5 protein-coding genes are annotated in these 8,079 nt (G+C 66.6%); all 5 read right to left on the reverse strand.

The window, feature by feature from the left end; all coding sequences use genetic code 11:
* Positions 1-133: 133 nt before the first annotated feature.
* Positions 134-802 carry an amino acid ABC transporter permease gene (locus H8A95_RS40130; protein WP_229188051.1) on the reverse strand — a complete coding sequence of 223 codons (669 nt, stop codon included), beginning with the start codon at positions 800-802 and terminating at the stop codon, positions 134-136.
* A 55-nt stretch (positions 803-857) separates the two neighbouring features.
* Complete coding sequence (locus tag H8A95_RS40135) at positions 858-2,117, reverse strand: NAD(P)/FAD-dependent oxidoreductase (RefSeq protein WP_229188052.1); 1,260 nt, start codon at positions 2,115-2,117, stop codon at positions 858-860.
* Between the two features lie 4 nt (positions 2,118-2,121).
* Positions 2,122-2,880 carry an SDR family NAD(P)-dependent oxidoreductase gene (locus H8A95_RS40140; RefSeq protein ID WP_229188053.1) on the reverse strand — a complete coding sequence of 253 codons (759 nt, stop codon included), beginning with the start codon at positions 2,878-2,880 and terminating at the stop codon, positions 2,122-2,124.
* An 83-nt stretch (positions 2,881-2,963) separates the two neighbouring features.
* On the reverse strand, positions 2,964-4,046 hold the full coding sequence (locus tag H8A95_RS40145; RefSeq protein WP_229188054.1) for a zinc-binding dehydrogenase: 1,083 nt from the start codon (positions 4,044-4,046) through the stop codon (positions 2,964-2,966).
* 117 nt (positions 4,047-4,163) lie between these two features.
* A partial coding sequence (locus H8A95_RS40150) for an autotransporter domain-containing protein (protein ID WP_233287390.1) occupies positions 4,164-8,079 on the reverse strand: 3,916 nt, incomplete at its 5' end.

Genomic DNA, 8,079 nt, shown 5'->3' on the forward strand with positions numbered 1-8,079 from the left:
GTCGGATCGCATCGCAGATGCGATCCGGGTCAGGGGCGAGGCACACGGCTCAACAAACGGCGAACTGCTCACCGGATAGAAGCCCCTCACCCCGACCCTCTCCCCGCAAGAGCGGGGCGAGGGAGAAGAGAAATCACACCTTGTCGTAGGTCAGCCCGCGCTCCAGCCGTCTTGCCACCAGCGTCGACGGGAACAGGATCGCGAAATAGATCAGCGCCACGATGGTGTAGACCTCGAGCGGGCGGTAGGTGTCGGCGTTGATCAGCGTTGCGTTGTAGACGAGATCCGGCACCGCGATGATCGAGACCAGCGAGGTGTTCTTCAGCTGCGTCACCGACTGGTTGACGTAGGGTGCCATCATCGGCTTCAGCGCCTGCGGCAGGATCACGAGCCGCATCAGGCGCCAGCCGCGAAAGCCGAGCGCCTTCGCCGCATCCCACTGCCCGACCGGCACGCTCTCGATAGAGCCGCGCACGATCTCGGCATAGAATGCGCCGCCATAGAGCGACAGCACGCTGACGGCTGCGACATGCGCCGGGATGTTGACGCCGATCACGACCGGAAATGCGTAGTAGAACCAGATGATCTGCACCAGCAGCGGCGTGCAGCGGAAAGTTTCGATATAGGCGATCAGGAGCCAGTCGATCACCGGAATGCGGCGCAGCCGCAGCATGCCGACCATCAGGCCGATCAGCGTGCCGAGAATGATGGTGCCGATTGTGTAGGCCATGGTCCAGCCGAGCCCGAGCCAGAACAGATGGCTGTACTTGGCGAGGATCCCGAAATCCCAGACGTAGTTCATCCTGCCCCTCGGTTGCCCGCTTGATCCCCCAGCATCGCAGGCGACCTTGCGCGAGTCACGCGATATACCGGCCCGGCGAGAATGCCTTCACCTCGAACGGCGGTGCGTCCCCTGCGATCATCGCTGCAACCGCGGCGCCCGTTCCGGGACCGGTGGTGAAGCCGATATGCTGGTTGCCGAAGGCGAGCCAGAGCCCGCGATGCCGTGGCGCCGGTCCGATCATCGGCAGACTGTCGGGCAGCGTCGGCCGCGCGCCGCGCCAGCGCTCGCCGACCGCGTCGCCGAATTCGGCCACGCTGCGCGCCATCGGCACCACGGCCTCGAGCTGCGCAAAATTCGACGGCGCGTCGCGCGCGGTGAGCTCGACGCCGCTGGTGACGCGAATGCCCTGCTCCATCGGCGTCATCAGAAAGCTGCCCTCCGCATCATGGATCGGCCGCAGCAATTTGCGTGCCGGGTTCGGCACGAAATGCTGGTGATAGCCGCGCTCGAACGCCAGCGGCACGCGGTAGCCGAACGGCCGCAGCAGCTCGGCCGACCACGGCCCGAGCGCGACCACGACATGGCGCGCGGTGATCTCACCGTCGGCAAGCTGCACGCGCCAGCCGTCGCCAACCGGCTCGATCCGCCGGATCTCGGATTGCCTGATCGTGCCGCCGCCATTCGCAAGCAGCTGCGCATAGGCCTTGACCACCGCGCCGGGTGAATCGACCGATGCCGTCTGGCTGTGCAGCAGGCCGACACTGTAGGCAGGAATGATGTTCGGCTCGAGCGCGGAGATCGCCTGGCGATCGAGCACCTCGCTCTCGATGCCGAATTCGGCGAGCGCCGCCTGCTCGGCCTTCGCGGTCGCAAGCCCATTGCCGCGCCAGGCTTTCAGCCAGCCGGTCTCGCGGATGCGATGGCCGGCGCCCGCCTGCACGATCCAGTCGCGATGCAGGGTCAGCGACGTTCCGATCAGGCCGTGCAGCGCGGCGGCGCGCGGTTTGGTTTGCGACGGTGTCGCCGCAGCGAGAAAGCGGATCACCCAGCCGGCATTGCCGATGGCCCACGGAAGATTCCAGCGCAGCGCCGGATGGGTGTTGGTAAGATATTTCGGCAGGTTCTTCAAAAGCTGTGGCGTGTTCAGCGGCAGGATCGAGCCCGACGAGATGATGCCGGCATTGCCGTAGGAGGTTTCGCTGCCCGGCTCGCGGCGGTCGACCATGATAACGGAGAGCCCACGCTGCCGAGCGGCGAGGCCCGCCGAGACGCCGACCATGCCGGCGCCGAGCACGACGACATCAACCTGCTGTGCTGGCGTGCTCTCGCTCATGCCGTCACATCAAGGTCAGGCCGCCGTCGACCGGCAGCGTCGCACCGGTGACGTGGCCCGCTTCCGGCGACAGCAGGAAGGCGACGACGGCGGCGATCTCATCGGGCTCGGCCAGCCGCTGCATCGGATTGGCCTTCGCCACGCGCTCCCAGGTAGAGGAATCCAGCGCGCCGAACAGGCCGGGATCCTTGCGCGTATAGCCGGGCATCACGGCGTTGGCGGTGGCGCCCGAGCCGGCGAGCTCGATCGCGAGCGACTTCACAAGCACTTCGAGCGCGGCTTTCGCGGCCGCCGATCCCGGATAGGTGGCGCCCGGCACGAAACGATGCGGCCCGAAGCTCGAGACCGCGACGACGCGGCCCCTGGCACTACGCATGAGGTCGGATAGCGCGGCCGCCGCGATTTCATGGAATGCCGCCGCCATCACGGCGAAGGCGCGCTCCAGCGCCTCGCGCGGCAGGCTGGCGAATTCGCGCCGGTCGGCAAAGCCCGCGGCATGCACGATCGTATCGATCGGCCCGAACGCGGCGCGCGCTGCCTCGACCAGCGCGATGCCCGCGCCGGCTGCGGCGAGATCGCCGGTCGCGATTTCGACCTTCGCGCCCTTGCTGCGGCATTCCTCCGCAACCGAATTCAGCCGCGCAAGCCCGGTCGCCTCAGCACCCTGCCCGTGCAGCATCAGCGATTGACCGGGGCCGGCGAGCCGGCGCGCAACCGCAGCACCAATGCCGGAGCCGCCTCCCGTGATGATTGAAACGCGCATGAGGTGCGTGCTGTTCGTACGTTCAAGGACAGCGAACTATAGGTTCAGTGTCACGAAATGCAAACCGCGCGCCATCGATACGGCTAACGCCACGGCTCGACCAGGATCTTGGTGTGCGCCTCGGGATTGGCGAGATCGGCAAACGCCTGTGCGACGCCGTCGATGCCGACGCGGCCGGTGACCAGCGAAGCCGCATCGACCTGACCTTCCGCGATCAGGCGCAGCGAATAGGCGAACTCTTCCGGCGTGTAACCGAGCACGTACTGGACGTTGAGCTCCTTGATGATGCCGAGCATCGGCTCCGACTTGTCGGTCTCCATGCAGACGCCGACCACGACGACACGGGCACTGCGCGGCGCGCCCTCGAACACCTGCTGCAACACGCCGGGCACGCCGACGCATTCGAAGATCAGCGCCGGCTTCAGCGGCGGCAGCAGCGCCTGCATCGGCGGCCGCGCCGCCTTCTCGGCGTCGGTCATCTGGGCGTGCTCGGCCCAGCTCGCATAGGGCTGCGTCCTGGCGGGATCGACCACGACATCGGCGCCCATCTTCTCGGCGAGCCGGCGCCGCGCCGGCGAGTAGTCGGCGGCAACGATCGGGCCGAGCCCCCTGATCTTCAGCGCCGCGATCACCGCAAGGCCGACCGGCCCGCAGCCGATCACCAGCGGCACTTCGCCACCTTGGATGTTGGCCATCGCGACTGCGTGCACGCCGACCGCAAGCGGCTCGGTAAGCGCGGCGTGCTCGGCGGCAAGGCCGTTCGGCACTTCAAGCAGCAGCGGCTCGCTGAGCAGCATCTGCTCGGCATAGGCGCCAGCGTAATCGTTGGAATAGCCGATGCCCTTCGGGCCCTCCGGCGTCAGCAGCGCCGGCAACGAGCACACGCGCGCGCCGGGCTTGAACTTGCGCGTGGTGCCCGGGCCGTAGTCAAGCACCTCGCAGCAGAACTCGTGGCCGAACACGACGTCGCGCGACAGATCCATCGGCGTGCGGCCGGGCAGGAACTTGCTCAGCTCCACCATGCGGTGGGCGTGCTTGCGCGCGTGCAGATCCGAACCGCAGATGCCGCAGGCGAGCGACTTGACCAGCACCTGGCCGGCGCCCGGCTTCGGCTCCGGCATCTGGTCGACGACAATCTCGCCGTTTCTGAAGATCGCTGCGCGCATGTTCCCTCCGCGTGGGTTTTGTCCCACTCATTTTGATGTGTATTTCGTCTCGCGAAATACGCTGTCGCGGATCAAGTCCAGGCAGGCTTTCGCTTCAAGACGCTATAGCACGGAGGGTCACCACGTATAGCGCATAACGCCCTTGCCGGCGTAGGACTGGGTGACGTTGGAGAATTCGCCCTCGAAGGTCGCGGCCGCCGACCAGCCGTTGCGCCACTTCATCTCGAGCGAGGCCGTGGTCAGTGCGGAGTCGCTGGCCTGCGCTGCGCCGTTGACCACGAAGGCCGCGCCGGGCAATGCCTGGAACACGGCGCCAACATTGCGGTTCGGGTTGAAGTCATGCGCCCAGGCGACGCGGCCGCGCAGCGTCAGCATGCCGCTATCGACCGCGAACGACTTGTCGGAACGCAGTCCGAGCTCGCTCCTGACGTCGGTGACACTCTTCGCTGCGTAGTTTAGCGCTAAGGTGCCGCCGCCGGCGACCACGGTCTCCGCATAGCTCGGCAGCTCGAAGCTGGTGAACTGGGCGGCCGCGTAAGGCGTCAGGCCCATCCACGGCGTCGCATACCGATAGCCGCCCTCGAGCCGGCCCGACCATGCATTGACATTGAAGTTGGCACGCAGATGATCGGCGCCTGCGGCGGTGACGATGCGGTCCGTGGTGATGTCCTGCCAGCCATAGGCAAGCGCCGCGCTGAGGTACGCCGCACCGACGGTATGACGCACGAACGCGCCGGCCTGGAACAGATCCGAGCGGCCCCAGCCGAGGCCGTTGACGCTGAAGCTGGTGCCGCCGCCGGCGAGCGCGATGCCCGCAATGGTGTTCGGCGAGAAGCGATAGTCGGCGCCGACCGCCGTGCCATAGACGCTGCTGCTGGAGTTGTTCGAGCCGAGCACTGCATTGCCGCCGGTGGTCTGCGATCCGCCATAGCCTGCCGCCCAGATGCTCCAGCGCTGATCGAAGTCGAGTTGCGGCGGCGGCGCCTTGGTGTAGATCGCAGCCAGCGCGTCGCGCGGCTCGGTCTTGCGCGCCGCGTAAGCCAGCGTTGCGCTCTCCTCGGCATAGGGCGTCGCCGCCGCGCCACCGCCGAAGCCGCCGTCGCGCCCGGCGACGAACGGATCGGTCAACAGACCGAGGAACTGGTTCATCGCGTTGAACGTCGCCTGCTGCGAGCCGGTCGCGCCCTCGCCCGAGGCCTGGGTCAGGCCGTTCTGCGAGAGTCCCGCGTACGCCACGTTGATGCCGCCATTGGCGTTGAAGAAGTTCTGCAGCGTCGCCGCGACATTGCTCTGGTTGACGTTGAGCTTCGATTTCGTGGCGTAATCGAGCGCGAAGTTGAGATAGGCATTGTTCGCGTCGTAGCCGAGCGTCGCGATCAGTCCCGACGGCAGCCCGTTCGAATCGACGCCGGCGAACGTGCCAATGCGGCCACCCGCGGCTGACAGGATGGTGTATTGCCTGGCGATCGTGCTGCCGGCGGCGACGCTGGCGCCGACCGATCCGGCGAGCGTCGCGGTACCGGTCACCTTGGCTGATGTCGACGCGGTGGAATTGAGTCCGACGAGATACAGCGCGCCGGACTGGAAGGCGAGATTCCCCATCACACGCAGGTACGTGCCTGGTGTCGCATTGCCGGGCATCAGGATGCCGCCGCTCGCGATCGTCGTATTCCCGACGGTGCCGCCGCCGGAGAGCGCACCGCCAGAGTTCACCGTCACCGAACTCGACGACACGATCGAGCCGTCAACTTGCAGGATGCCGCCATTGACAACCGTGCTGCCGGTATAGGTGTTGACGCCCGAGAGAGTCAGCGTGCCGCTGCCGGTCTTTTCCAGATTGCCGGGCCCGACCGGGCTGCAACCGCAGGGGTTGAAATCGGCGATCACGCCGCTGAGAACAGTCGAGAGATTGTTGCCGCCGACGGCAAGCGTGTTGCCGCCACCGATGTAGTAGGTGCCCGAGCCCGCGATCGAGCCTGCCGTGATGCGGCCGTCGCCGTTCGGACCGAGGCTGCCGCCGAAGTCGACAAAGCCGGTCCCCTGGGTGATGAACTGCGCGGTGCCGCCGGTCGAATTGCCGGTGAATTTGACGTGGGCGCCACTCTCGGTGGTGATCGTGGCGTTGCCGGCCGTTGCGTAGGCGTCAAAGATCAACGCGGCGCCGGAACGGTTGATGATCGTCGCGTTGCCGGCGGTCGGCGCCTCGGTCAGGCTGAAGCCGGACGTGCCGAAATAGGTCAGGCCACTGTTGTCGATCGTCGCATTCGCCGCGGTGCTGTTCTGAAAGAAAGCGATGTAGCCGGTGGCGGACGTGGTGATCGCAGCCGACGCGGCCGACGAGAATTCGAAGAACTGGGTCGAACCGCCGTTGTTGCCATTGATGATGGTGGCCTGACCCGCATTGGTATGGCCCAGGAACACGGTGCTGCCGCCGTCGTGATTGTTGATCACGGCCTTGGCGGCCGTGCTGGTGTCCGAGCCGCCGGGAGGGCCAAGCGCGTCGCCGAACACCACGGTGCCGCCATTGGTGTTGTTGAACGTGGCACTGCCGGCGGAGCTGGTGTCGCGGAAGATCGTGAGCGCACCGTTGCTGTTGCTCACGGTAGCATTGCCCGCGGTGCTGCTGTCACGAAACTGCGTGATACCGAAATTCAGGTTGTCGATGATCGCCGTCGATGCCGACGTCGCATTGTGGAACGTGGTGGTGGCAACCCCGTTGAAGCCGTCGTTAACGATCTTGGTGATGCCGGACGTGTTGGCGTTGACGATGTCGAACCTGCCGTCGACATTGACCTGGCCGACGATCGAGGCGGTATGGGTGGCGTCACCGAGTTGCAGGGTCGCGCAATTGCAGATCGTGGTACCGCCGGTGTAGGTGTGGGTGCCTGTTAGCACCACACGGCCGGCGCCTCCTGAAGCATCCAGCACCATCAGGCTGCCGGGACCGGCAATGTTGCCCGAGTAAACGAAGGTGTATCCGTTGGCGTCGATGCTGGCGCCGGTGGCGTTGATCTGTGCGTTGTTCGCGATCGTGTAGTTGCCGCCGGCCTGCAACGTGCCGCCGTCGAAGGTCAGCAGGCCGGTACCGATTGCTGACGAGACAATCGCGCCCGGCGTGCCCACCGTGTTGACGCCAACTTCCAGTACGCTGCTGCCGCCGGCAGCGCCGCAGGCGGTGCCGCAGATCGTGGTGCCGCCGGTATAGGTATTTGCGCCGGACAGCACCAGCGTGCCGCCGCCATTGAGCACGATATCGCCGGCACCGCTGATCGCCCCCGACATCGTATTTGTGGTACCGGCCGCGACGGTGATGACGGGATCGCTGTTGATGACGATGGCGTTGGCGATGGTGAACCCGTTGCCGTTCAGCACCAGCTTGGTGAGCCCGGCCAGCGTCTCACCCATCGTCAGCGTGCCGCTGCCAAGCGCGTTGTTGTTGCGGATGACGAGCGTCGATCCGTCGCTCACCGAGGTGCCGCCAGTGTAGGAGCTGGCACCGGTGATGATGAGCGAGCGCCCGCCGTCCATCTTGATGGCAACCGATGCGTCGGTGACGCCGCCGGTGAGGCCGGTGATGCTCGAGATGGTCACGTCGCCGGAGGCGCCGGCCGCGCTGGTCTGCAGGAAGGTCAGGCTGGCGCCGACGCCATTGGCTATGCCGAGATTGCCGGACAGCGTTCCGCCGCTCGACGTCAGCGTATTTGCGCCTCCCGTGAAGCCGATCGCATAGCCCAGCGCGCCCGGACCGCCGCCGCCGGTGATCGTTCCGCTGTTGATGATGGTCAAGCCGGTGCCGACGATGCCGGTACCGCCGGTGCCTCCCGCTCCCGGCCGCCCCGTTGTGCCGCCGTAGGCCGGGTTGCCTCCATTCGAGTAGACATCGGACACCTGTGCGCCGCCAGCTCCGCCGGCACCACCGGAGATCGAGCCAGAATTCCTGATCGTTGCGCCTGATGCCGTGACGACGATGCCGGTGCCGCCGTCGCCGCCACTGCCACCGACGTCGCCGGCGCCACCCGCGCCGCCAGTGCCG

The organism is Bradyrhizobium oropedii, from assembly GCF_020889685.1.
Classification (GTDB): Bacteria; Pseudomonadota; Alphaproteobacteria; order Rhizobiales; family Xanthobacteraceae; genus Bradyrhizobium; species Bradyrhizobium oropedii.